Annotated in this window: 19 protein-coding genes; 8 read left to right on the top strand and 11 right to left on the bottom strand. The window is 72.9% G+C overall.

What is annotated here, in order from left to right:
- Window positions 1-41: 41 nt before the first annotated feature.
- The 5 genes from MUK52_RS26550 to MUK52_RS26530 form a co-directional block, all read right to left on the bottom strand.
- Entirely contained in the window at window positions 42-884 is an 843-nt protein-coding gene (locus tag MUK52_RS26550) for a carbohydrate ABC transporter permease (protein ID WP_284580675.1), read from the bottom strand.
- A 5-nt stretch (window positions 885-889) separates the two neighbouring features.
- Complete coding sequence (locus tag MUK52_RS26545; protein ID WP_114056631.1) at window positions 890-1,879, bottom strand: carbohydrate ABC transporter permease; 990 nt, start codon at window positions 1,877-1,879, stop codon at window positions 890-892.
- Between the two features lie 96 nt (window positions 1,880-1,975).
- Entirely contained in the window at window positions 1,976-3,319 is a 1,344-nt protein-coding gene (locus tag MUK52_RS26540; protein WP_284580673.1) for an ABC transporter substrate-binding protein, read from the bottom strand.
- Window positions 3,320-3,428: 109 nt separating this feature from the next.
- Window positions 3,429-4,904, bottom strand: a complete 1,476-nt coding sequence (locus MUK52_RS26535) for a glycoside hydrolase family 32 protein (protein ID WP_284580671.1) — start codon at window positions 4,902-4,904, stop codon at window positions 3,429-3,431.
- A 385-nt stretch (window positions 4,905-5,289) separates the two neighbouring features.
- Entirely contained in the window at window positions 5,290-6,345 is a 1,056-nt protein-coding gene (locus tag MUK52_RS26530) for a LacI family DNA-binding transcriptional regulator (protein ID WP_114056634.1), read from the bottom strand.
- A 342-nt stretch (window positions 6,346-6,687) separates the two neighbouring features.
- Here MUK52_RS26530 and MUK52_RS26525 point away from each other — a divergent pair, with 342 nt between their 5' ends.
- Window positions 6,688-7,122, top strand: coding sequence for a pyridoxamine 5'-phosphate oxidase family protein (locus tag MUK52_RS26525; RefSeq protein ID WP_114058799.1), 435 nt, complete (start codon window positions 6,688-6,690; stop codon window positions 7,120-7,122).
- A 177-nt stretch (window positions 7,123-7,299) separates the two neighbouring features.
- Here MUK52_RS26525 and MUK52_RS26520 read toward each other — a convergent pair whose 3' ends face one another.
- Entirely contained in the window at window positions 7,300-7,995 is a 696-nt protein-coding gene (locus MUK52_RS26520; protein WP_284580666.1) for a CBS domain-containing protein, read from the bottom strand.
- A gap of 716 nt (window positions 7,996-8,711) precedes the next feature.
- Between MUK52_RS26520 and MUK52_RS26515 the strand changes: the two genes are divergently transcribed.
- Window positions 8,712-10,409 carry a sensor histidine kinase gene (locus tag MUK52_RS26515; RefSeq protein WP_502963599.1) on the top strand — a complete coding sequence of 566 codons (1,698 nt, stop codon included), beginning with the start codon at window positions 8,712-8,714 and terminating at the stop codon, window positions 10,407-10,409.
- A 164-nt stretch (window positions 10,410-10,573) separates the two neighbouring features.
- Here the strand turns inward: MUK52_RS26515 and MUK52_RS26510 are convergent, their stop codons facing one another.
- Window positions 10,574-11,038, bottom strand: a complete 465-nt coding sequence (locus tag MUK52_RS26510; protein ID WP_284581780.1) for a pyridoxamine 5'-phosphate oxidase family protein — start codon at window positions 11,036-11,038, stop codon at window positions 10,574-10,576.
- A 225-nt stretch (window positions 11,039-11,263) separates the two neighbouring features.
- Between MUK52_RS26510 and MUK52_RS26505 the strand changes: the two genes are divergently transcribed.
- Window positions 11,264-11,989, top strand: coding sequence for a response regulator (locus tag MUK52_RS26505; protein WP_284580664.1), 726 nt, complete (start codon window positions 11,264-11,266; stop codon window positions 11,987-11,989).
- Between the two features lie 173 nt (window positions 11,990-12,162).
- Here MUK52_RS26505 and MUK52_RS26500 read toward each other — a convergent pair whose 3' ends face one another.
- Window positions 12,163-13,032: a universal stress protein gene (locus tag MUK52_RS26500; protein ID WP_284580662.1), complete on the bottom strand. Its 870-nt coding sequence runs from the start codon at window positions 13,030-13,032 to the stop codon at window positions 12,163-12,165.
- Window positions 13,033-13,372: 340 nt separating this feature from the next.
- On the opposite strand from MUK52_RS26500, the gene MUK52_RS26495 reads away from it, so the two are divergent.
- Entirely contained in the window at window positions 13,373-14,242 is an 870-nt protein-coding gene (locus MUK52_RS26495; protein ID WP_284580660.1) for a universal stress protein, read from the top strand.
- A 27-nt stretch (window positions 14,243-14,269) separates the two neighbouring features.
- Here the strand turns inward: MUK52_RS26495 and MUK52_RS26490 are convergent, their stop codons facing one another.
- Entirely contained in the window at window positions 14,270-14,617 is a 348-nt protein-coding gene (locus tag MUK52_RS26490) for a helix-turn-helix transcriptional regulator (protein ID WP_114056641.1), read from the bottom strand.
- Between the two features lie 149 nt (window positions 14,618-14,766).
- Here MUK52_RS26490 and MUK52_RS26485 point away from each other — a divergent pair, with 149 nt between their 5' ends.
- The 4 genes from MUK52_RS26485 to ppdK all read left to right on the top strand — a co-directional run bounded on the left by MUK52_RS26485 (window position 14,767) and on the right by ppdK (window position 20,553).
- A complete protein-coding gene (locus MUK52_RS26485; RefSeq protein ID WP_284580658.1) occupies window positions 14,767-15,324 on the top strand; it encodes a universal stress protein in 558 nt (185 codons plus the stop codon).
- On the top strand, window positions 15,321-16,379 hold the full coding sequence (locus MUK52_RS26480) for a TerC family protein (protein ID WP_284580656.1): 1,059 nt from the start codon (window positions 15,321-15,323) through the stop codon (window positions 16,377-16,379). The genes MUK52_RS26485 and MUK52_RS26480 overlap by 4 nt, the downstream gene beginning before the upstream one ends.
- A gap of 41 nt (window positions 16,380-16,420) precedes the next feature.
- Window positions 16,421-17,680 carry a PP2C family protein-serine/threonine phosphatase gene (locus MUK52_RS26475; RefSeq protein WP_284580653.1) on the top strand — a complete coding sequence of 420 codons (1,260 nt, stop codon included), beginning with the start codon at window positions 16,421-16,423 and terminating at the stop codon, window positions 17,678-17,680.
- 170 nt (window positions 17,681-17,850) lie between these two features.
- The gene (gene ppdK / locus MUK52_RS26470) at window positions 17,851-20,553 is read left to right on the top strand and encodes a pyruvate, phosphate dikinase (protein ID WP_284580651.1); all 2,703 of its coding nucleotides are present in this window, start codon (window positions 17,851-17,853) and stop codon (window positions 20,551-20,553) included.
- Between the two features lie 99 nt (window positions 20,554-20,652).
- Here ppdK and MUK52_RS26465 read toward each other — a convergent pair whose 3' ends face one another.
- Entirely contained in the window at window positions 20,653-21,630 is a 978-nt protein-coding gene (locus MUK52_RS26465) for an Acg family FMN-binding oxidoreductase (RefSeq protein WP_284580648.1), read from the bottom strand.
- A gap of 485 nt (window positions 21,631-22,115) precedes the next feature.
- The gene (locus MUK52_RS26460; protein WP_502963598.1) at window positions 22,116-23,285 is read right to left on the bottom strand and encodes a substrate-binding domain-containing protein; all 1,170 of its coding nucleotides are present in this window, start codon (window positions 23,283-23,285) and stop codon (window positions 22,116-22,118) included.
- Window positions 23,286-23,327 lie beyond the last annotated feature (42 nt).

Here is a 23,327-nt window from a genome sequence, read left to right as displayed (position 1 = left end):
ACGGCCTCTCTGTGGATGAGGCGCGCAGTGCGCCTGGAAGGTCAGCCCTTGACGGCGGAGCTGGCGACGCCCTGGACGAACCACCGCTGGAAGAACGCGAAGACGACCAGGACGGGCAGGACCAGCAGGACACCGAAGGCGAGGACCTGGCCCCAGTCGACGGGCATCTGTCCCTGGAAGACGCTCATTTGCAGCGGCAGCGGGCGCACCGCGGGGTCGGAGACCATCAGGACCGGCCAGAGGAAGGAGCCCCACTGGGTGAGGAAGGTCAGGATCGCCACCGAGGCGAAGACGGGCTTCGACATCGGGACGATGATCACGAAGAAGGTGCGCCAGGGGCCGGCGCCGTCGATGCGGGCGGCTTCCTCGATGCTGGGCGGGATCGCGCGGAAGAACGTGGCGAACTGGTAGATGGAGAAGGCGTTGGCGATGAAGGGGATCGCCTGGATGTAGATGGTGTTGCGCTGGTCGTTGAACAGGTAGAACAGCGGCACGGCCACCGCTTCGAACGGGACCAGCATCAGCAGCAGGACGAGGGTGAAGGCGACGCCCTGGCCTTTCCAGCGCAGTCGGGTGAGGCCGTAGGCGGCCATGGAGTTGATGACCAGGCCGCCGAGGACCACGACGGTGGACAGCAGCAGCGAGATGCCCATGAAGCGCCAGAAGTAGCCGGTGGCGTCGGAGTTGAAGCTGTCCAGGACAGCTGTGTAGTTGTCGAAGGACAGGTTTGTGGGGAGGAAGCCGCTCAGGCCGTTGAGGACTTCGTCGGAGGGCTTGAAACTGCCGAGGATCAGGTAGAGGACGGGCAGGACGAAGAGGAACGCCGGCACGCCCAGGACGGCGTAGTCGAGGAGGCGGCGCAGGGGGTTTCGGGTCCGGGCCATGGGGTTCAGTCCTCGTTGCCGGTACGGACGACGCGGCGCTGGATCAGGGTCAGGGCGACGACGATCAGGAAGAAGACGACGGTGATCGCGGACGCCTGGCCGATGTTGTTCTGGTCGAAGGCGGTGGTGACGGCCTGGTACATCACGGTGCGGGTGGCGTCCTCGTCGAGTCCGCCGCCCTTGACGAGGACGTAGACCTGGTCGAAGACGCGGAAGGACAGCACCGAGGTGAGCATGGCGACGAAGACGAGGGTGCCGCGGATGCCGGGCAGGGTGACGTGGCAGAACTGCTGCCAGCGGGAGGCCCGGTCGAGCTGGGCGGCCTCGTAGAGCTCGCCGGGGATCTGCTGGAGTCCTGCGAGGAGGATGACCATCTGGAAGCCGACGCCCTGCCAGATGGACAGCACGATGATCGAGGCCATGGCGGTCAGACCGTTGCCGAGCCAGTCGAACGCCCCCCAGTTGCCGAAACTCACCGCGTCAAGCGCGGAGTTGAGCAGCCCGTCACCGCTGCGGGCGAGGATCAGCCGCCAGATGACGGCGACCAGGGCCATGGGGAAGACGACCGGCATGAAGAACAGCGACCGGAAGACGCCGATGGCCTTGAGCTTGCGGTTGAGCAGGATCGCCAGCGCCAGCGCGAGACCGGTCTGCGCGGGGACCACGACCGCGGCGAAGGTCAGGTTGTTCAGCAGAGCCCGCAGGAAGGGACCGGACATGTCGGGGTCGGCGAAAAGGCGCCGGTACTGCTCGATGCCGAAGAACCGGGGCGGCAGCGGCGAGCCCAGGCGGACGTTGTGGAAGGAGAGAACGACCGCGTAGACGAACGGCACGCCGACGAAGGCGATCAGTCCGCCGAGGGCCGGCGCGGACATCAGCATTCCGTGCGCCCGGTCGCGGTTCCTGCGCCCGGGCCGTTTGCGCGTGGCGGAGGTCGGGGGCGGGATCGGCTTCCTGCCTGCTGGCGTGGCGGGTGCGGGGTTCACGGTGGTCACGGTGGGGGTCCTCTCCCGGGCCGGGTGGGACGGGCACTGTCAGGGGTGCCCGTCCCTCCCGGCTGCTGGATGTCGGCTGGGGCGGCTGATCGCCGACTACGGCAGCTTGTAGCCGTCGTTGTCCGAGAAGTCCTGGTCGATGGCGCGGGCGGCCTTGGCGAGGGCGGTCTTCGGGTCGGCCCCGCCGTAGACGTCGGCCAGCGCCTGGCTGAACTTGGCGGTGACCGCGGGGTATCCGGCGGTGACCGGGCGGGTCACCGCGACACAGGACGTGTCGATCCGGGAGTCGCCGCAGGGCTTGGCGAGCTGGTCGGCGTAGAGCTGGAGCGGGCCGCCCTGCTTGTACAGGTCGCTCTTGGCGAGCACGGACCTGGTGCCGGGAGGGGCGCCGTTGGCCGCGGTCATCGCGGTGACGTTGGTGTCGTCGAGGAGGGAGTCGAGGAAGGCTCCGGCCGCCTTGCCGTTCTTGGTGTTGGCGCTGATGCCCCACTGCCAGGAGCCTTGGCCGGTCTTGGGGCCGTTGCCGAAGTCGGGCAGCGGCAGGACGACGAGGTCGTCACCGAGGGCCTTGCTGTAGGCGGGGTACATCCAGTGGCCGACCCAGCTCAGGGCGACGCGGCCGTTGGCGAATGCGTTGCCGTCGGTGTTGGGGTCCGTGTACGTCTTCCAGCCCTGGAGGGTCTCCAGCGCGGAGGCGACCGCCGGGGTGTCCAGGGCGCCCTCCGCCTTGCCGTTCTTCAGGAGCGCACCGCCGGCCGACCAGACGATCGGGGCGAAGCCATAGGTGCCCCATTCGTTGGCGTAGCCGCCGCTCTCCTGGAGGTCCAGGCTCTTGCCGTCGGAGTCCTTGGCAGCGAGCTTCTTGACGGCGTCGGTGAACTCGGCGGCGGTCCAGGCGTCGGAGAGCCCGGCGGGGTACGTGACGCCGGCGGCGTCCAGCAGCTTCTTGTTGCCGTAGATGCCGAGCCCGGAGTCGTACATGCCCAGGCCGTAGTGCTTGCCGTTGATCTCGCCCTGGGCCTTGACGGCGTCGGTGGCGTTGGCCGTGGTCTTGACGGAGACATAGTCGTCGATCGCGACGAGCTTCTTGTTGTATGCGAAGTTCGCCATGGTCGGGCCGTCGAACTCCATCACGTCCGGCAGCTTCGAGGCGTCGGTGGCGGTGATGGTCTTGGTGTAGTCGGTGTCGGGGATCAGGGTCAGCTTGACCTGGACCTTCTTCTGCGAGGAGTTGAACGACGCCACCGCGTTCTGCAGGGCGGCCGACTCACTGGCCTGGCCCTGGTGGGCCCAGACGGTGATGGTGCCGGCGCCGCTGCCCTGCTCAGCGGAGGCCTCGGTTCCGCCACCGCCTCCGCAGGCGGCCAGCGCGGCCAGGGGAAGGGTGAGGGCCAGAGCAGTACAGGCTGTCCGGCGGGATCTCCTGCTCGGGGTGTTCATGGGCGGTTCCTCCGGTGGTGGTGCGGGTGAGGGCGGATGGTGCGGAGGTGCATGGGGGGATTCGGGGTCGCCACAGGCCGTGGCCACGGCGGCGTGGACGAAGGGTCCGTCAGGGGGACTGCTCGTGCGGCAGTCCGGCGTCGGCACTCGGCTCCTCGACGACCAGGGGGCGCAGGTTCCAGGCGTCGACGGTGTAGCCCAGGCACGCGTCCGGCGCGCCGAGGGCCTGCAGACGCCACGGGCCGCGGCCGGTCGGGTAGAAGCGCAGGGTGAGGACCTGGCCGGTGGAGGTCAGGAAGACCTCGGCGATGGAGTGGTCGACGAGTACGCGCACCTCGGCCGGCCGGCCGACAGGGCAGGGCATCCGGTAGGAGCCGGCCCGGGCGCGGGCGTCCAGCGAGGCATGGTCGCGGTCGACGACCAGTTCGCCGGTGGCGGCGTCATAGCGGATGTCGAGGTGTTCGGAGCCGTCCGAGGTGGTGAGAAGCCGCAGACCGGACCCCTCGGCGAGCTCCAGGCGGGCCGTCAGGTCGAAGGCGCGGCCGACGGAGCCGAGTTCCACCGGCTCCGGGCCCTGCGTCTCGCCCGAGGCGTGGACGGCGTGCTCGCCTCGCAGGGCGAGCAGTTCGGCCGCCGGCTGCTGCCGGAGCGTTCCCTCGGCGTCGACGCTGATGTCGCGGGGCAGCGTGAGCACTCCTGCCCAGCCGTCTGCGACCGCCCAGCCTTCTTCACGGGCCTCAGCGGACCAGCCCCACAGCAGCCATCGGCCGCCGGGGGCGCGCAGGAGTGCGGGCGCGTAGCAGTCCGGGCCGTGGTCGACGAGGACGGGCGGGCCGGCCGCGAAGGAGCCGCCGCTCTCCTCGCCGACCAGGGCGGTGACGCAGCGGTCGCCGTCGTGGTCGTTCCAGGCACTGAAGATCAGGGCACCGCGGTGTCCGGAGTGCGGCGGAAGGTACTGGGGGCACTCCCAGCCCTCGCCGGTGTGCAGGCCGGTGCCGCCGACCGGCTCCTGCTCGCGCCCCTCGAAGGGGCCGAGGTAGGTCCATGCCTCCAGGTCCGCCGACTCGTAGAGAAGGGCCGCGCCACGGCCGTCCGCGAGGGCGGCGCCGACCAGCATCCGCCACCGCTCGCCGTCCCGCCATACGTAGGGGTCGCGGTACATCGTGCAGTCGTCGGGCCATTCGGTGATGACCAGGTCGTTTCGCGGGGTGAAGGTCCGGCCGCCGTCGAGGGAGGTGGCGGTGGCGACCGGCTGGTGCCGGGTCGAGCGGTCCCAGCGGTTCGCGGAGTAGAAGGCGACGAGGCGGTCGCCGTCGGAGACGGCGTTGCCGGAGAAGCATCCGTCCTCGTCCAGGCCGCCGGGGGTCGGGGCGAGGGCGATCGGCAGCGGTTCCCAGCTCAGCAGGTCGGGGCTGCGGAAGTGGCCCCAGTGCATGTTCGCGTGCGTCGCACCAGAGGGGTTGTACTGGTGGAAGACGTGGTAGTGGCCGTCATGGAAGACCAGCCCGTTGGGGTCGTTGATCCAGTTCCGGGGCGGGCGCAGATGCGCGACGGGCCGGTACGGATCGGAGGGCGCGGTGGACACACGCGTGCCTTTCGGTATGTGCGGCAGAGCAGGCGAGGACGGACGGCAACCGGGAGCAGCCGGCCGCAACCGCCTCGTGGGGCTCGGTGGAGGCGCCTTCCCGCGGCACCTGCTGTCGGCCCCGATGTCAGGGCAGGGGGCGGCCCGGCGTGATGCCGACGGCGAGGGGTGGGAAGGCGGTCTGAAGCGCCGACGCGGGGCCGGCGGGAGGAGCGCGGCTCAGCGCTCCGAGGCGCTGTCGGGCATCAGGCGGCACGGCCTGGAGCGCTCGTAGAAAATCTCAGGGGACATCTGTGTACCCTCACTGTGTTCCATGTACGGGCAGGACTGACGACCGGTCGCAACGGTCGCCTGTCACGGTGTGAAGAGCTTCGCCGTCCCGGGGTCAGAGTCGGGGCGGCGAAGCGACCGATGCCCGCGCCACCAGCGGGCAAGGCAGCAGTTCCTTCGTGTCCGGGCCCAGTGGCCGGCCCGGAGTCTTGATGAGCGCGAGCAACCGGGCCATGGCCCGTGCTCCCATCTCGTAGTGCGGCAGCTGAACGGTGCTCAGCTGCGGGTGGAGCGACTCGCAGACCAGCTCCTGGTTGTCGAACCCGATGACCGACAGGTCACCGGGGATGGACAGCCCCAGCTCGGCGGCAGCCCGGTAGGCGCCGGCAGCCATCCGGTCGTTGAAGCAGAACAACGCCGTGGGACGCTGATCCGCCGTCAGCAGTCGCCGCGCGGCCCGGTAGCCCGCGTCCACGTCACCGCCGACCGTGTTGAACGGCACCGCCGTCTCGGCGGCGACCAGCGACGGGTCGTAGGAGACGCCGGCCTGCGCCAGCGCCTTGCGGTAGCCCTCCAGACGGCCCTGCCGGGCGGGAAGGTCGACGGTCTGTACGGTCACGCCGATCCGGCGATGACCGTGCCTGACCAGCTCGCGCACCGCCGCGTAACCGCCCTGGGCCTCGTCGGGCACCACGGAGGGGACCGCGGGGTCGGCGGAACTCGCGTCGAGCAGCACGGTCGGCGTCGCGTGCAGGACGCCGGGCAGTTCCACGATGCGGTGGTACATGGCGGCGTACACCACGCCGTCCACCTGCCGCTGGAGCAGCATCTCGATGCTCGTGCGCTCCAGTTCGGCGTCCCCGCTGGTGTTGACCAGCAGCAGAACCACGCCCTCGGCCGCGGCGGCCTCCTGAGCTCCCAGGATCATCCGGCCCGCGTGCGGGGTGGTGGCGATCTCGTCGCTGACGAAGCCGATGGTCTGCGACCGCTGCGTCCTCAGCCCGCGTGCCAGTCCGTTCGGCGCGTACCCGAGTTCGTCGGCTGCTTTCCACACGCGCTGACGCGTCTCTTCACTGATCCGCTTGCCCTCGACGCGGTTCAGGACATGCGAGACGGTCGCGGTCGACACACCTGCCGCCGCAGCCACGTCCTTGATCCCGATCCGGCGCATCCCTGAACCTTCCAAAGTGGTTGATCCCGGGTTGCCTAATCGTTTAGGCAACCGCGTGGAGATGAGATTGCCCCCGGCCGAAGCCACTGTCAATGGCTCGTTACGAACTCGTGCCCCCGGCATGTCGGGCGCATCGCGGACGCCGGTCGTGCGGACCGCCCCCGGAGGGCGGCAGAGCCCCGGCGGCGCGTCGGGGCCGCCATGAAGGCCGGCAGCATCCGGATGCACGCGTGACCGACGGCTTCCGGCGGCTGGGCGACGGAGGTGCCTCCCTCCGCTCCCATGACGCCGGGTGGGGGCCGGTCGGCCCTAGGCACGCAGACCGCCCCCGAGGACGATGGACTGATGGAGAACGACGGCTTTCGCGCACTCGACCGGCAGGAGTGCCTGCGCCTGATGGCCAAGGTGCCGGTCGGCCGTGTCGTGTACACCCGGCACGCCCTGCCCGCGGTCATGCCCGTCAACTTCTCCCTGGACGCGGATGCCGCCGTCCTGATGTGCACCTCGCCGGCCTCCGACCTCGTGGACGCCATAAACGGCGTCGTGGTCGCCTTCGAGGCGGACGAGTTCGATGCGGCGACCCGGTCCGGCTGGAGCGTCGTCATCACCGGACGTGCCGCCCTGGTGACCGATCCGGCCGAGCACGAGCGGCTGGCGCAGCAGGGCCCCCGTTCCTGGATGCCCTCCCGGGACAGCGTGTTCCTGCGGATCGGGTGCGAGATGGTCACCGGACGCGAGCTCACGGGGGCGCGCGCCACCCCGTGCGGAAGGCCGTAGGCGAGGGCCGCGGGCACCTTCTCCCGTGCGGAGCCCGCAGAGGGCCGTTCGGCCCGGAGCCGCGGGACAGTTCTGCTCCGGCGGGGAGTCGGCGGCTGTCGGGGTGCGCCAGCGGCTCGTACGGCATGCGCGCCGACGAGCCTCCGGGCGGCGTACCGCTGATGGGACGGGGAAGGTTCAGTGCGCCCGATGCGCGCTGGAGGGCCGCCCGCTGCGCCGTTCGGCTGTCAGCCGGTTGACCACCCCGACGACGCCGTCGACCCGCCATGCCGCCCGGATCAGCGCCGTGCTGTCGGCCCCGGGTCCGGCGGCGCCCTCGATGGTGGCGATCCCGTCCCGGACATCCACCCGGAGACTGCCGGCGTCGTGCGCGGAGCCGTGGAGGCGGACTGCGTCGGTGACGTCCGCGCGGATCTCCTCATCGGTGCGCAGGAAGACGCGCAGGAGGTCCCGGCGGGTGGCGATGCCGATGAGCCGGTCCTCCTCGTCCACGACGGGCAGCCGGTCGATGCGGCGGCGTTCCATGATGCGCGCCGCGTCGACCACGCGCTGCTCCGGATGCACGGTGACCGCAGGGGAGGACATCAGCCCGCCGGCCGGCAGGGCGCGCGGGGCGGCGGGACCTGCATGGGCGATCCGCCTCAGGGCCCGCAGCACGCGGTCCCGGCCTGACCCGGACCGGCTGCGCATCGCCCGTCGCCCGGCCAGATCGGTCCGGGAGACCACGCCCACGACCTTGTCGTCGTCGTCCACCACCGGCACACCGCTGATGTGATGGGACGTGAGCAGACGGGTCAGCTCCTCCGTGGAGGTGTCCGGGTGTGCCCGGACCACTTCGCCGGTCATCACTTCGCCCACAGTCCGGTACGTCACCACAGTTCCATCCCCGTTCGCTCCGGTGGTTCCAGGCCGGCGCCCGCGGCAGGACCCTTCGGTCCCGGCGCACCTCCGCTCCTCGCTTCCCCGCCGTTGGGGCATCGGGGCGCCGGTGCGGCTGCCGGGGCCGCGGGGGCGCTCCACCTGCCGAAGACGGTGCGGGCCTTGGCGCTGCCGTGCAGGACCTCGCTCCTCCTGCCTGGCGTCGCCACCAGCATGGCCGCTGGAGGGGCGGGGGAACAGAACCGGTCAGGACCTCTGCCGCGGGCCGTTCGGCCCCCGTGCCGCTCTGACCTGCCGGGCCGCTCGGAGCCCGGCGGAAGAGGGCCCGACGGCACCGGCGCAGCCCCGTTCGCCCGGCTGCCGCCGCGGGTTCCGCCCGGCGCCGGGCCGAAGGGACGAGAGCGGCCCTGCGGCCCCCTGCCCCTCCGCATCCAGAAGACGCCGTTGCCCGGGCGACCGACGACCGGCGACCGGCGACCGGCGACCGGCGACCAGCACATCGAGCCGTCGTTGCGTGACCTGGGCATCGGCGAGACGGCCTTCGCCACGGCCCTTCCCCCGCAAGCGCCGAACACGTCCGAGGACCAGTGCGCCCCGGCCGCGACCCGTGATCTGGCACTCCGGGCCACCCGCACGGCCGATAGGCTGTCCCGGTACTGCGGGTGATCGGCGGAGGAGGCCCAGTGGGCGTGGAGGAGCCGTTGTCGCGGATGCCTCAGATGCGGCTCGACGAGCTGCTGGAGGAGCTTCAGGCGCGTATCAACGCCGCGCGCGGTACCCGTGACCGGGTGCACAGCCTGCTGGAGGCGGTCGTCTCGGTCGGCCGCGAACTGGACCTTTCGCAGGTGCTGCGGCGGATCGTGGAAGCTGCCGCCCTGCTCGTCGACGCCCGGTACGGGGCGCTGGGGGTGATCGGCCCGGACGGCCGCACGCTGTCGCAGTTCCTCACCGTCGGGCTGACGGAGGAGGAGATCGCCAGGATCGGGCCGCTGCCGGCCGGGCACGGCATCCTCGGCGAGCTCATCCGGCACCCGGAGCCGCTCCGCCTGACGGACCTCGGCGCCCACGACGCCTCCTACGGATTCCCGGCCCACCACCCGCCGATGCGTACGTTCCTGGGCGTGCCGATCCGCGTCCGTGAAGAGGTCTTCGGCAACCTGTACCTGACCGACAAGAACGGCGGCATGGACTTCGACGCCGAGGACGAGTCGGTGATCTCCACCCTCTCCGTCGCCGCCGGCGTCGCCATCGACAACGCCCGGCTGTACGAGGCGTCGCAGCGCCAGCAGCGTTGGCTCCGGGCCGGTTCGGAGATCACCAACAGCCTGCTCTCCGGCAATCCCCGGCTCGCGGTCCTGGCGCTGATCGCCCGCCGCGCCCAGGAGATCACGGGCGCGTCGCTCGCCGACGTGTCCGTGCCCGTCCCCGGGACGGACGACCTCGTCGTCGAGCTGGCCCTCGGCGTCGATGACGAGACACGGCGCGGTCTGGTGGTACCGGTCGAAGGCACCCTCTCCGGCGCCGCCTACCAGGCCGGTGCGCCTGTGACCACCGTCGGTCTCGCGGAGGACGACCGCTACACGGCCGGACCGCGCCGCTTCGACGGCCTGGGCCCTGCGGTCGCCGTCCCCCTGGGCACGGCCGCCAAGGACACCCGGGGCGTGCTGCTGCTGGCCAGGCGCCACGGGGAGCCGGTCTTCACCGAAGCGGAGCTGGAGCCGCTGCTGGGTTTCGCCGGGCAGGCCGCACTCGCGCTGGAGCTGGCCGAACGCCGCAGCGACGCCGAGCAGCTCGCGCTCCTGGAGGACCGCGACCGCATCGCCCGCGACCTGCACGACCTGGCCATCCAGCGGCTGTTCGCGACCGGCATGACCCTGCAGAGCGCCGCACGGCTCGTCCAGCACGAGGGCGCCGCGGAACGCGTCTCGCGCGCCGTGGGCGACCTCGACGAGACCATCAAGATCATCCGCTCTACGATTTTCGGCCTGCGTGCCCGCGAGGAGGACACCGGGCCCAGCCTGCGCGCACGGGTGGCCCGTACCGTGGGCGAGACGGCGACCACCCTCGGGTTCCCGCCCCGCCTGAGCATGGAGGGGCTGCTCGACACCGACGTCCCCCCGCAGGTGGCCGACCACGTCACGGCGGCCCTGACCGAGATGCTCAGCAATGCCGCCCGCCACGCCCACGCCACGCGGGTCGAGGTCGCCCTGCAGGCCACCTCCGACGAGGTCGTCCTCACCGTGACGGACAACGGCCGCGGAATCCCCGCCCACGGCAGGCGCAGCGGCCTGGGCAACCTGGAGGAGCGGGCCCGCAGCGTGGGCGGCACCCTGGAGATCGGGTGCCCGGACCAGGGCGGCAGCCGACTTGTGTGGCGCGCGCCCCTCACCGCCGGCCCCCGTGAGTGACCTTCGGCGCGACTGACGGCGCACGTCCGCTCCGGTGAGGGGCGGGGCCGGCGGCAATGTCCGCGGCCCCGCCGGCGTTTCCGGGGCCGCCGCGGAGCAGGTACGCGGGCGCGGCGGGACGTCCGCCGTCGCAGGCCGCAGTCGTCCGGAGTGGCCGGCCGGCCCTACACGGTGAGCCGCAGGCCGGTCACCAGGTCCGGCCGGATGCGCAACGCGGAGTCCATCGCCGGGTGTTCCACCCACGGGCGCAGCCGGGCCGCGAAGCGCGCCAGCTCCCCGGCGTCGGTGATCCGGTGGGCGTATCCGGTGACCACCACGCTCCAACCGGTGTGGCTCTCGGGGTCGATGACGTCCGCCTCGTAGGCCACCACGACACCGGTCGCCTGGGTGGGCGCCACGATCGAGGCGAGCGCGGCGCCGTCGTGCAGCCGGACGATGATGTCCTCGCCGTCCATGAGGTGGTTGACCGGGCGGACGGCCGGCAGGGCCTGATGCGTGAAGACGATGCGCCCGAGCGAGACGCTGCCGAGCAGCCGCAGGGCCTCGGCACGGCCGAGTTCTCCCATCCGCCGGGGCGCCACCGCCTCACGGTGGTCGTCCACCGCGGTGTGCGCGGCTTCCTCCTCCATCGTGCCCACCCTCCGCTCCCGTCCGGTCCCGGGCGACCTCGCCGCCGTCGGCCAGCGTCTCTCGTCGCACGGTGCGCCAGTAGGGCCGAACGGACCTTTCAGCCGTGCCGGCCCGGCTCGGCCGCGGGATGAGGGCCATCCGGCCCTGGGCGGTGGTCCCGCCGGCACGGCAGGATGCGTGGGGAGCCCCTGGGGGCGGAGGATTCGGCGAACACGGAGTGTGCGATGACGGACAGCAGCGGCGGCCTCGGCGAGAAGGAACCGGTCAGGGTCTTCCTTCTCGACGACCATGAGGTGGTGCGTCGCGGTGTGCACGATCTGTTGGACGCCGAACCGGACCTGACCGTGGTCGGGGAGGCGGGCACGGCCGAGCAGGCACTGGTGCGGGTGCCCGCACTGCGCCCTCAGGTCGCCGTCCTCGACGTGCGCCTGCCGGACGGGGACGGAGTGAGCGTGTGCCGGGAGCTGCGCTCGCGCATGCCCGACCTGGCCTGTCTGATGTTGACGTCCTTCGACGACGAGGAGGCCCTGCTCGACGCGATCATGGCCGGCGCGTCCGGCTACGTCCTCAAGCAGATCACCGGCACGGACCTGGTCACCGCAGTGCGCACGGTCGCTTCCGGCCAGTCCATGCTCGACCCCGGCGCCACGGCCCGGGTGATGGCCCGGCTGCGGGGCGGATCGCCCCGGGAGGAGCAGCCGCCGGGGCTGCCCAGCCTGACGGAGCGGGAGCGGGAGATCCTCGCTCTGGTGGGAGAAGGTCTGACGAACCGGGAGATCGGCAAGCGGCTGTACCTCGCGGAGAAGACGGTCAAGAACAACATCTCCCGGCTGCTGGCCAAGCTGGGCGTGGAACGCCGCGTACAGGCCGCTGTCATCGCCACGCACGCCCTGGCCTGGCACGACGACCAGGGTGGTCCGGCCGGGCGCGAGGGCCGGCAGCGGAACTGACGCCGGCCGCCCTCAGGCTGCCGGCCGGCGGCGCAGCCCCTGCCCGATGCCCCGCGGCGTCGGGCAGGGGCCGACGCCTGCCTCCCGGCGCCTGTACGGGGAAGCGCCACCGGCCCGGCGGACACAGCCGCCGGGCCGCCCGCCGTCCCCCCGACCGGCCTCGGGCCTGGCGGTCAGTCGTGCGGTACGACCGCGACGGGGCAGGGGGCGTGGTGCAGTGCGGCGTGGGCGACCGATCCGATGCGGGGACCGACGGGCGTACGGCGCGTCCGCCGGCCGACGACGAGCAGCCGGGCGCCGGACACGGCCGAGAGCAGTACCTGTCCCGCGCTGCCGATCTCGACGTGCTCGGTCACCGGCACGTCCGGGAACCGCTTCCGCCACGGGGCGAGCGCTTCGGCGAGCGCCTTCTTCTCGAAGGGTTCGAGCCCTCCGGCCTCGTCCACCAGGCGCATCGAGCCGGGGCTGTAGGCGAAGACCGACGGCAGGCTCCAGGCCCGTACCGCACGCAGGCCCGCGCCGCGTGCGGCGGCCTCCTCGAAGGCGAAGCCGAGCACGGCGCCGCTGTCCTCCGGCGCCCCCTGCTGGCCCACGACGATGTCGCCGCCCTCCGCCGGCATCTGCCCGCCACGGGCGCGTACGGAGACGACGGGCCGCTTGGCGGCGGCGATCACCTGCTGACCGTAGGAGCCGAGGAGGAAGCCGACGAGCGCCCCGTGTCCCCGTGAGCCCAGCACCAGCATCTCGGACGCTTCGGCCTCCCTCAGCAGGGCGGCGACCGCCGTGTCCTCGACCACTTCGGCGGTGACCGCCAGATCCGGGTGTCGGCCGGCGACGTGTGCCTCGGCCTCGCGGAGCACGGTGCGGGCGGACGCGGCCTGCGTCTCCCTGTCCTGGACGACGGGGACCTCCAGCGGCTGCCAGAGCCAGGCGTGCACGATGCGCAGCGGCATGCCGCGCAGTGCGGCTTCGCGTGCCGCCCAGTCGGCCGCTGCCAGGCCTTCCGCGGAACCGTCCACTCCTACGGTGATGACGCTGGTCATGGGGATGCCTCCATACGGTTCGACGGGTCTGGCCGCCTCGGCCGCCCGTCCTCTGGTCTCAGCATCCGGGAGAGGCGGCGGTCCGCCGAGGGCCCATCGGCCCTGACTGGCGGCCGTTCGGCCACGGCACCGGGTCCGCCGGCCGCGGCACAGGTCCACCGGCCCCGGGACCGGGACCTCCGGCCCCCTGCGCGGACCGCCCCGGCCGATCAGCGTGAAGGGGCGGCCCGCCCGGATGGGCGCCCCGAGTGCCGGACGGCCGGCTCCCCCGGGAGCCTGGAGGACCGGCCCGCGTGTGCCGCGTCCCGGCCGTCCCGGCCGCCAGACGAACGGAGTCTCCATGTCCCGTACGGTCACCGTCGGCCTCGACGGATCCCCGGAAAGCCTCGCCGCCGCGCAGTGGGCCGCCCAGGAGGCACTGCGTCGTGCCGTTCCGCTGCGGCTGCTCCGCGCCTGGGACATTGCCGAGGATCCGCGTACCCGGGTGGTCGACCCGGCGACGGCACGCGGATGGGGCGAGCGCACGCTCGCCCTCACCGAACGGCGGCTGCGGCGCCGCCACCCGGGCCTGGACGTCGAGGCGACGTGGGTGGCCGGCGACCCCGTGGAGGAGCTGTGCCGTGCTGCCGGGGAAGCGGAACTGCTGGTGCTCGGCTCGCGCGGGCTGGGCGGCCTGGCCGGATTCCTCGCCGGGTCGGTCTCCCTGGCCGTGCTCGCCCGCACGCGGCAACCCGTCGTCCTCGTCCGCCCGCACGAGCCGCTGGAACCCGGGCACGACCGCACGGGGGACGTGGTGGTCGGTTTGGACGTGTCCGCCCCCGGCGACGAGCTGCTCGCCTTCGGCTTTGCCGCGGCCGACCGGTACGGCTGCGGACTGCGCGTGGTGCACCGGTGGGCCGTCCCCGCGCTCTGCGGTCCCGACACGGCCGGTGCGCTCCCGCTGCTCATGGCGGGCATCGCCGAAGACGCACGACGGGCGCTCGACGAAGCGCTGGCCCCCTGGTCCGTGAAGTTCCCGGACGTCGCGGTGGTGCGCGACGTCCGCCAGGGCCGGCCGGCGCAGGACCTGGCGGAGCCGGCGCACGGCGCCCGGCTCGTCGTCGTCGGCCGCAAGGTCCGCCGGGCACGGATCGGCACCCACATCGGGCCGGTCACGCACGCGGTCCTGCACCACTGCCCGGCGCCCGTCGCGGTCGTGGCCCACGACTGAACGCGCCCGGCGGCAGCGGTTGCCCGGTCACGGTGCGGCGGCCGCGTCGGGTCGTGCGAGCGCGGGGTCCGGGGCGTCCTCGCGGTGGAGGAAGGCACCGAGGAGGTCTCCGACAGGGTGGCCGGCCTCGGCCGGGTGGCGCAGGGCGACGCTGTCGTCGACGGTGTAGCGGTTGCGGCGGCCCACCCGGGTACGGGTCAGGTAGCCGGCGGCTTCCAGGTCGGCGACGATGATCTGGACCGCGCGTTCGGTGATGCCGATGCCGGCGGCGATGTCGCGCAGCCGGACGTCCTGGTCGCGGGCGATCCACAGCAGCACCCGTGCGTGGTTGGTGAGGAACGTCCACTGGTCGCCACGTGCCGATGAGCTGCCCATGACCCCCATCCTACGAACTTCGTTTCGTCTATCCACCTTTCCGGCGAATCGTTATTAGCGAAAGTTTTTTCGCGTAACTGTTGACGGGTGTTGGTCTCACAGGGGACCTTTGAGGTGATTCCTCCGCATTAAGGAAGGCGGGTAGCGCCGTGACCCGACTGTTCTCCCACTCCTCACGCGACGACGTCCCCCGCCCCGGCCTCGCGGGCCTGGGCCAGCCGGTGGCGGCGGTGCTGGGCGACCGCATCGACGACGTGGCGGTGGCCGAGGCGGCTGCCCGTATCGCGCTGGCCCGCCGCGCCCCCCTGCTGTTGATCGCCGTGCTGCCCCCGCAGGCGAAGCACTGCAGCCGCGGGCCGGCCTCCGCGCCGGTGCGGGCGGTCCTCGCCCGGGTCATGCCGAGGGTCGGCCCGCTCCACCTGGGCTACATCCCCGAGGCCTTCCACCTCCCCGGGGGCGGCGGATCGAGGCTGGCGGCGGCGAAGGGCCTGCTCGCCCTCGCCGCCCGCCACCGGGCCACGGACGTGGTGGCCGCCCGCCGCGGCCCGCAGGGGCTCGGTGCGCACACGCTGGTCGAGGCCGCCGCCCTGCGCGGCGGCCCCACCGTCCACGCGGTCGCCCCCGCCTGGGCGCCCCTGCGTCCGTCCGGTCCGGCACCCCGCCCGGCCAACACCCCCGCCGTCCGGAGAGGAAGCGTTCCGCGATGAGCGACCTGGCGTTCACCGTCCCCCTGTGGGTGTGGGCCGCGGTCACCGTCGGCATCTGCGTGATGCTGGCCGTGGACCTGGTCGCCCACCGCGACAACCACGTCATCGGCTTCAAGGAGGCGGCGGTCTGGAGCAGCGTCTGGATCGCCATCGGCCTCGGCTTCGGCCTCGTCCTCTGGGCCTGGCAGGGCAGCGAGGTGTCCTCCACGTACTACGCCGGCTACCTGATCGAGAAAGCCCTGTCGATCGACAACGTCTTCGTCTTCGCCCTGGTCTTCTCCTTCTTCGCCGTCCCCGACGCCTACCAGCACAAGATCCTCTTCTGGGGCGTCCTCGGCGCCCTCGCGGCCCGGCTCGTGTTCATCTTCATCGGCGCCGAGCTCCTCGAGGTGTTCTTCTGGACCGCCTACCTCTTCGGCGCCTTCCTGATCTGGACCGGCTACAAGATGGCCGTCTCCAAGGACGAGGAAGTCCACCCCGACCGCAACCCCGTCGTCCGCCTGGTCAGGAAGCTCATCCCCACGGACCCCGGGTTCCACGGCGACAGGTTCTTCATCCGCGTCAACGGGCGCCGCGTGGCGACCTTGCTGTTCGTCGCCCTCGTCGCGATCGAGGCCACCGACCTGATCTTCGCGATCGACTCCGTCGCCGCCGTCCTCGCGATCACCACCAACACGTTCCTGGTGTGGACCGCCAACGCCTTCGCCGTCCTCGGCCTGCGCAGCCTGTACTTCTGCCTCGCCGGACTCCTGCGCCGCTTCGCCTACCTCCACTACGGCCTCGCGGTCCTCCTCGCCTTCGCCGGCGTCAAGCTCATCCTGTCCGAGACCCCCGTCGGCAAGCTCCCCATCCCCCTCACCCTCGGCGTCATCGCCGCCACCATCACCGTCTCCATCGCCTGGTCCCTGATCGCCACCCGCGGCCGGCCCGCCGACACCGCGCAGCAGCCCGTCGGGGAAGGCACCGCCGGCGAAACCGGCAAGCCCTCCGCCGCCCCCGCGGCCCCGCGGTCCGCAGCCGGCCGCCGCGGACCGCGCTCCAAGGACGCGCCATGACCGCCGCCGCGGGCCGGGCGCGCCTACCGTAGAAGCAGGTCATGGCCGGCACTACGGGCAGGTGGACGGTGAGCAGACCCGGGATCGACTATGAGGCGGTCTTCCAGGCCCTGCCCGGCGCGGCCGCCCTCCTGACCCCCGAGCTGGTGTACGCGGACGTCAACGAGGCGTTCCTGGCCGTGTCGGGGCGCACGCGCGAGCAGGTGGTCGGCCGCTACCTGTTCGACGTCTTCCCCGACAACCCCTCCGATCCCTCCGCGTCCGGCATGCGGAACCTGCGCGCCTCCCTGGAGCGGGTCGCTGCCACCGGAGAACGCGACGCCATGGCCTTGCAGCGCTACGACGTGGAGGACTCCGAGCGTCCCGGGGTGTGGCAGGAGCGGTACTGGAGCCCGGTCAACGTCCCCGTCCTCTCCCCCGACGGCACCGTCGCGCTGCTGCTGCACCGCGTGGAGGAGGTCACCGAACTCATCCGGGCCCGCGGCGCGCGCACCGGCACGGACCGCTCCCAGGTGCTGGAAGCCGAGCTCTACACCCGTGCCCGGGAACTCCAGGAGGTCAACGAACGCCTGCGTCAGGCCCACTCCCATGAACGCGAGGTGGCCCTGCACCTCCAGGAAGCGATGCTGCCCACGCCCCGTCCGCTCGGCCACCACCGGGCAGCCGTCCGCTACCGGCCGGCCGCAGGGGCGCTGAACGTGTGCGGGGACTGGTACGACCTGGTCGACCTGCCCGGCGGCGACCGCGCCGCCGTCGCGGTCGGCGACGTGGTGGGCCACGGCCTGCGCGCGGCCGGCGTCATGGGCCAGCTCCGCAGCGCCCTGTCCGCGGCCTCCCGCGTCGCGGACGGTCCTGCCCAGGCCCTGGAGGTCCTCGGCCTGTACGCCCGCAGTGTCGACGGTGCCGAGTCCGCCACCGCCGTGTCCGTCTTCATCGACTGGCACAGCAGCACCCTCACCTACAGCAGCGCGGGCCATCTCCCTCCCGTGCTCTGCCACCCCGGCGGCACCGTCACCTTCCTGGACGAGGCCACCGACCCCCCGCTCGGCGCCCGGCCCGACCACGCACCCCGGCCCCAGGCCCGTACCGCGTTCACCAGCGGCTCGATTCTCGCCCTGTACACCGACGGCCTCGTCGAACGTCGCCGCGAGGACATCGACGCCGGCCTCGCCCGGCTCGCCGACGCCCTCTCACGCCACCGCGCGGCCGACCCCGACACCGTCGCCGACGCCCTGCTGACCGACCTCGCCGCCCCCGCCGGCGTCACCGACGACACAGCCCTGGTCATCCTCCGCTTGTGAGGGCTCCTGCTCCCTGCCCGGACCCGATCGCCCGAGGCCGGCCCGGAGGGACCTTTGGCCCCGCGCCTTGCCCCCTGCAGCCCTGCGGCCCCGACCGGCCGGATGCCAGCCTGAAGCCATCGGCCTGCACCGGCCCGGGTCCGCCGGCCATCAAACGAGAGAACGGTGTCATGGAGCCGAAGTACGTGTACGACTTCGCCGAGGGCGGCCGGGACATGGCCGACCTGCTGGGCGGCAAGGGCGCGAACCTCGCGGAGATGGCCGGCATGGGTCTGCCCGTACCGCCCGGCTTCACCGTCACCACGGATGCCTGCCGGGTCTTCCTCGCGACCGGTGAACCCCCGCCGGAGCTGGAGGGCCAGGTGGCGGAGCACCTCGCCGCGCTCGAACGCGCGGCAGGCCGGCGTCTCGGCCAGGTCGACGACCCGCTGCTGCTCTCCGTCCGCTCCGGAGCCCGGTTCTCCATGCCGGGCATGATGGAGACCATCCTGGACATCGGCCTCAACGACCTTTCCGTGCTCGGCCTGGGCAGGACCCCCGACCGGGAGCGCTTCGCCTGGGACTCCTACCGACGCCTGGTGCAGATGTTCGGCAGCACGGTCATGGGGGTGCCCAGCGCCCGGTTCGAGGCGGTCCTCGCCGGGATCAAGAAGCAGCACCGCGCCGCCGACGACACCCGCCTGGACACCTGCGACCTGATCAGGCTGGTCGAGACGTACCAGGACCTGATCCTGGAGGAGACCGGACAGGAGTTCCCCCAGGACCCGGCCGAACAGCTGCAGCGGGCCGTCCTGGCCGTCTTCACCTCGTGGAACGGCGAACGGGCCCGGATCTACCGGCGCCGCGAGCACATCCCCGACGACCTGGGCACCGCCGTCAACATCCAGACCATGGTGTTCGGCAACCTCGGCCCCGACTCGGGCAGCGGAGTGGCCTTCACCCGCGACCCGGCCACCGGGCAGCCCGGCGTCTACGGCGACTACCTGCAGAACGCCCAGGGCGAGGACGTCGTCGCCGGCATCCGCAACACCGTTCCCCTCCAGCAGCTGGAGAACCTCGACCCCGCCTCGTTCGTCCGGCTGCGCGACTGCGTTCAGCGGTTGGAGGCCCACTACCGGGACCTGTGCGACATCGAGTTCACCATCGAACGCGGCACGCTGTGGATGCTGCAGACCCGTGTCGGCAAGCGCACCCCGCAGGCCGCCTTCGCCATCGCCGGGCAGTTGGCCGACGAGGGGCTGATCTCCCCGGAAGAGGCGCTGGCCCGGGTCGGCGGTCACGGTCTGGCCCGGCTGATGTTCCCCCGCTTCGACACCTCCGGCACCCGCGAGGTGCTGGCGCGGGGCATTCCCGCCTCTCCCGGGGCCGCCGTCGGCGCGGCCGTCTTCGACTCCGCCGAAGCGGTCCGCCGCTCCGCCGCCGGGGAGAAGGTCGTCCTCGTACGGCAGGAGACCACCCCCGACGACCTGCCCGGCATGATCGCCGCCGAGGCCGTGCTCACCAGCCGCGGCGGGAAGACGAGCCATGCGGCCGTCGTCGCCAGGGGCATGGGCAAGGTCTGCGTGTGCGGAGCCGAGGGCATCGCCGTCGACCCGGACGGGCGGCTCTTCTCGACGCCCGCGGCCACGGTGCGGGAGGGCACCGTCATCTCCGTGGACGGGTCCGAGGGCCTGGTGTTCCAGGGCGCCATGCCTCTCGCCGACTCCCCGGTGATGCGGTACTTCGAGGAGGGCGGGCAGCCTCCGGCCGATTCGGCACCGCAGGTCGTACGCGACGTGCACCGCCTCATGGGCGAGGCCGACAGCGCCAGGCGCATGGAGGTCAGGGCCAACGCGGACACCCCCGAGGACGCCGCCCGCGCCCGGCGCTTCGGGGCCCAGGGCATCGGACTGTGCCGCACCGAGCACATGTTCCTCGGCGACCGCCGGCCCCTGGTCGAAGCGATGATCCTGGCGCGCGACGACACGGAGCGGGAGTCGGCCCTGAACGCCCTCCTGCCTCTCCAGCGCCAGGACTTCATCGGCATCCTGGAAGCGATGGACGGGCTGCCCGTGACCATCCGGCTGCTGGATCCGCCCCTGCACGAGTTCCTGCCCGACCTGACGGAGCTGTCCGTACGCGCCGCACGGCGGGACGCGCTGGGGCAGCAGCCCGAGCCCCGCGAAGCCGAACTGCTGGCGGCGGTCGCCCGGATGCACGAGGAGAACCCGATGCTGGGCCTGCGCGGCGTACGGCTCGGGCTGGTGGTGCCCGGTCTCGTGGCCATGCAGGTGCGCGCCGTCGCCGAGGCGGTCGTGGCGCGCAAGCGGGCCGGCGGGGATCCCCGGGCCGAGATCATGGTGCCGCTGGTCGGCGCCGTGGAGGAGCTGCGGCTGGTGCGGGAGGAAGTGGAGAGGGTGCTGAAGCGCGTCTCCGCCGGGAGCGGCATCGCCGTGGACTGCCCGGTCGGCACGATGATCGAGCTGCCGCGAGCCGCCCTCACCGCAGACCGTATCGCGCAGGACGCGGACTTCTTCTCCTTCGGCACGAACGACCTCACGCAGACCACCTGGGGCTTCTCCCGCGACGACGTCGAGGCGGCGTTCTTCTCCGCCTACCTCGACAAGGGCGTCTTCCCGACCTCCCCGTTCGAGACGATCGACCGCGAAGGCGTGGGCCGACTCGTCAGGATCGCGGTGGCCGAAGGGCGCGCCGCACGGCCGGAACTGAAGATCGGGGTGTGCGGGGAGCACGGCGGAGACCCGGATTCCGTCCGCTTCTTCCACGACGCCGGCCTGGACTACGTCTCGTGCTCGCCCTTCCGGGTGCCCGTCGCCCGCCTGGAAGCCGGACGCGCCGCCCTGCCGCCGGCAGAAGGCGGTGACAGCCGCTGACGCCCTGCGGACACGCTGTGGACCGCGGTGGGCGCCCGGCCGGGCGACCGGGCGCCGCATCGCCGTCCGCGACCGGCGACGGAGCCGGCCGGCGGAGCCTCAGGCCAGGACGAGTACCTCCGACACCGGCCGACGAGGGGTCGCCGGGACCTCAGGACCGTAGCCGAGCCGGATGAGCATCTGCGGATGGCCGGCCGTCGAGGAGGGATCGCGGACCGCCCAGCGCAGCTGCGGCCATTCGAGGGCCTGGGAGTTGAGGGACGTGGCCAGCCCGTCGAGCGTCGCCTGCAGCAGCACCCGCTCCATGGCCTGTCCGGCGCGCAGCCAGTCCTCGCGTCCGTCATCGCGCGTGCCGAGGACTGCCAGGCAGGGCGTTTGCTCGAACACCGCGGACCGGTGGCCCTCGACGCGCCGGCCGGCGGTGAAGTCGCGCACCGGCGCACGGCCGTCGTATCGGCCGGGTCCGAGGGACTCGGCCGGGATGCCTTCCGGGCGCTCGGCGGGCGAGCCGGTCGTCCACCGGGCGATCTCCTCGCGTACGCCGGGCGCGAGCTCCTCGGCGCGCTCCGCGTCCCGCACGAGGTCGAGCAATGCCTCCACCTGCCATGCGCCCGCCACGTCGAGGCGTGCGCCCTCCGCCAGGGCGGCGCCGCGCAGCCCGTCGAGCACCTCCTCGGGAACGCCCTCGCCGGTGAACGGCTCCCTGCTCGTGTGCCGCCTGCGCAGGGCCGGGTGCAGGCCGGCGAGGTCGTCGTCCCCGTCGGAGGGGGCGAAGGTGATCACGGCGAGCGTCTCGGGATCGGCGGGATCCGGCAGCAGCCGGATGTCCGGCTCCCATCCCGCGCGTGCCGCAGCGACGCGCAGGTTGAACAGGGCTGCCCCGCATCCGATGTGCAGTCCGCGGGTGGAGGGGTCGGTGTGCGGCATCGCACGGGCGGGGTCCATTCGCATGGTCAGCACACCGTCCGCCTGCGTATGGCGGAAGAGCCAGGGCTGGGCGTTGTGCATGGACGGCGCGGTCGTCGCATCGGCCACCCACGACGTGATGGACGGCGGATCCGGTGTTCGTTCGGACACGGGGTCACCTCCGGGAGGCGTGATTGTCGATGTCGACCCAGAGGACCACCATGACGGGACTGGCCGCCTGATGGACCACGCCCTACGCCACATGGCGCAGACAAGCCACCGCGGCACGGCCCGCAGCAGGCGCCACCGCCGTGGAGCGGGCTGTCGTGGAGCGGGCAAGCGGCTCGGCCGCAGCCTGCCGGTGGCGTCGGTCGCTCCTTCGCCGCGAAGCGCGATGTTTCCGGCTTCGTCTCCAGCCTGCCCTCTGCGAGGCGGGCGGGGACAGGGGCCGCTCGGGTACGGCGTGGGCCGAACGGCCCTTGCCGCCTGGTGGGAGGAGGGCCGGCCGAGCGGCGGGGCCCCGGGCGGGCCGCCCCGTGCCGGATGCGGCAATCTGCCGGAGGCCGAGGCCGGCGGGCCGGGCATCCGATCGGGAGGCGAGGGGGCGGGACCGCCCGCCCGGGCAGTCGCCGCAGCGGTGGCCGGCCGCGCCCGGGCTAACCGGGCGGGAGGCCCCGCCAGATCCGCTCGTAGGCGGGGCGGTAGCCCGGGGGGTCCCAGGAGGTGGCGCCGCCGCTGTTGGCCGCCGTGACGACGTGGACCGGGGCGACGTACCCGCTGGCGGGGCGGCCCGCGAAGGCGCGGTTGAACTCGTCGACGATCTGCCAGCCCTGCTGGGTGAGCGGCTCGGGCACCGTGGCGGCCTGGTACCGGCGGGCGTTGATGCGCTGGAAGGCGGACGGGTCGCCGTCGCCGGCCCCGATGTTGAGCGGCGGCCCGGAGCCGGGGCGGCCGGCGGCGCGGAACGCCGGGGCGGCGTCGGCGAAGTACAGGTCGTTGATGGCGACCGAGTACGTCCAGTCGTCGCCGAGGCGGGACAGCAGGGAGGAGACCTCCTGCGGGGTGCGCCGGCTGGCGTCCGGGATGGGGATGTTCTCGTACGACAGCAGCCGCACGCCGGCGCAGGCGGCGAGCCGCCGCCTGATCAGCCCGGCCTTGTTCCGGGCGAACGGGATCGAGTCGTCCGTGAAGAGGACGACGCCGGCGCGGCCGCCGGAGCCGGCGATGACCCAGTCCGCGCTGATCCGGGCGACGTCCTCCACGTCGGTGGTGATGTTGGTGAAGAGCTCGGGGTCGGTGCTGGGGCCGGGCGCGGCCACCGCGTGCCAGCCGACGAGCGGGATGCCCGCCGCCTCGGCCCGGGCGAGCTGCTGGGAGGTCAGGCGCGGGTCGAAGCCCCCGATGGCGATGCCGGAGGGCTTCAGGGTGACCGCCTGGCTGAGTGCGGCCTGGATGCCGGCCGGGGTGCCCTCGCCGTCGATGACCCGGACCTGCCAGCCGATCGCCGCGGCGGCCTGCCTCACGCCGGCCGCGACGCCGGCGACGCCGGGGTTGGTCATGGTCTGCGCAACGTACACGAGGGTCTTGCCGGGGACGGCGCGGGGGCCGGTGGTGGGGCCGTCCCAGGCGGTGTCGGTGCGCTCGGCGCGCCGTACGGCCTCCGCCGCCGCGCGCTGGACGCCGGGGCAGCCGCCGGCGCCCGTCGCGGCGGTGGCGGTGCGGTCGGCCGGGCCGCCGGCGGGGCCGCCGCCGCAGCCCGCGGCGGCGGCGAGCGCCGCCGACAGGGCTGCGGCCGCGAGGGCGGTCGTCTTGCGGTGGGGGTGCACAGTGCTCCTGGTACGGGTCGGGCGGCGGGCCGGGTACAGGCC

The organism is Streptomyces sp. 2P-4, from assembly GCF_030167965.1.
GTDB classification, from domain to species: domain Bacteria; phylum Actinomycetota; class Actinomycetes; order Streptomycetales; family Streptomycetaceae; genus Streptomyces; species Streptomyces globosus_A.
Note: the sequence above shows the minus strand (reverse complement) of the source record. Positions and strands in the feature narration are given on the sequence as shown.

Bases quoted from the DNA above. Each gene is read 5' to 3' on its own strand.
- MUK52_RS26540 (WP_284580673.1), bottom strand. From the start codon at position 3,319: ATGAACACCCCGAGCAGGAGATCCCGCCGGACAGCCTGTACTGCTCTG.
- MUK52_RS26550 (WP_284580675.1), bottom strand. From the start codon at position 884: ATGGCCCGGACCCGAAACCCCCTGCGCCGCCTCCTCGACTACGCCGTC.
- MUK52_RS26505 (WP_284580664.1), top strand. From the start codon at position 11,264: ATGACGGACAGCAGCGGCGGCCTCGGCGAGAAGGAACCGGTCAGGGTC.
- MUK52_RS26495 (WP_284580660.1), top strand. From the start codon at position 13,373: ATGTCCCGTACGGTCACCGTCGGCCTCGACGGATCCCCGGAAAGCCTC.
- MUK52_RS26500 (WP_284580662.1), bottom strand. From the start codon at position 13,032: ATGACCAGCGTCATCACCGTAGGAGTGGACGGTTCCGCGGAAGGCCTG.
- MUK52_RS26490 (WP_114056641.1), bottom strand. From the start codon at position 14,617: ATGGGCAGCTCATCGGCACGTGGCGACCAGTGGACGTTCCTCACCAAC.
- MUK52_RS26510 (WP_284581780.1), bottom strand. From the start codon at position 11,038: ATGGAGGAGGAAGCCGCGCACACCGCGGTGGACGACCACCGTGAGGCG.
- MUK52_RS26475 (WP_284580653.1), top strand. From the start codon at position 16,421: ATGGCCGGCACTACGGGCAGGTGGACGGTGAGCAGACCCGGGATCGAC.
- MUK52_RS26480 (WP_284580656.1), top strand. From the start codon at position 15,321: ATGAGCGACCTGGCGTTCACCGTCCCCCTGTGGGTGTGGGCCGCGGTC.
- ppdK (WP_284580651.1), top strand. From the start codon at position 17,851: ATGGAGCCGAAGTACGTGTACGACTTCGCCGAGGGCGGCCGGGACATG.
- MUK52_RS26515 (WP_502963599.1), top strand. From the start codon at position 8,712: ATGCCTCAGATGCGGCTCGACGAGCTGCTGGAGGAGCTTCAGGCGCGT.
- MUK52_RS26530 (WP_114056634.1), bottom strand. From the start codon at position 6,345: ATGCGCCGGATCGGGATCAAGGACGTGGCTGCGGCGGCAGGTGTGTCG.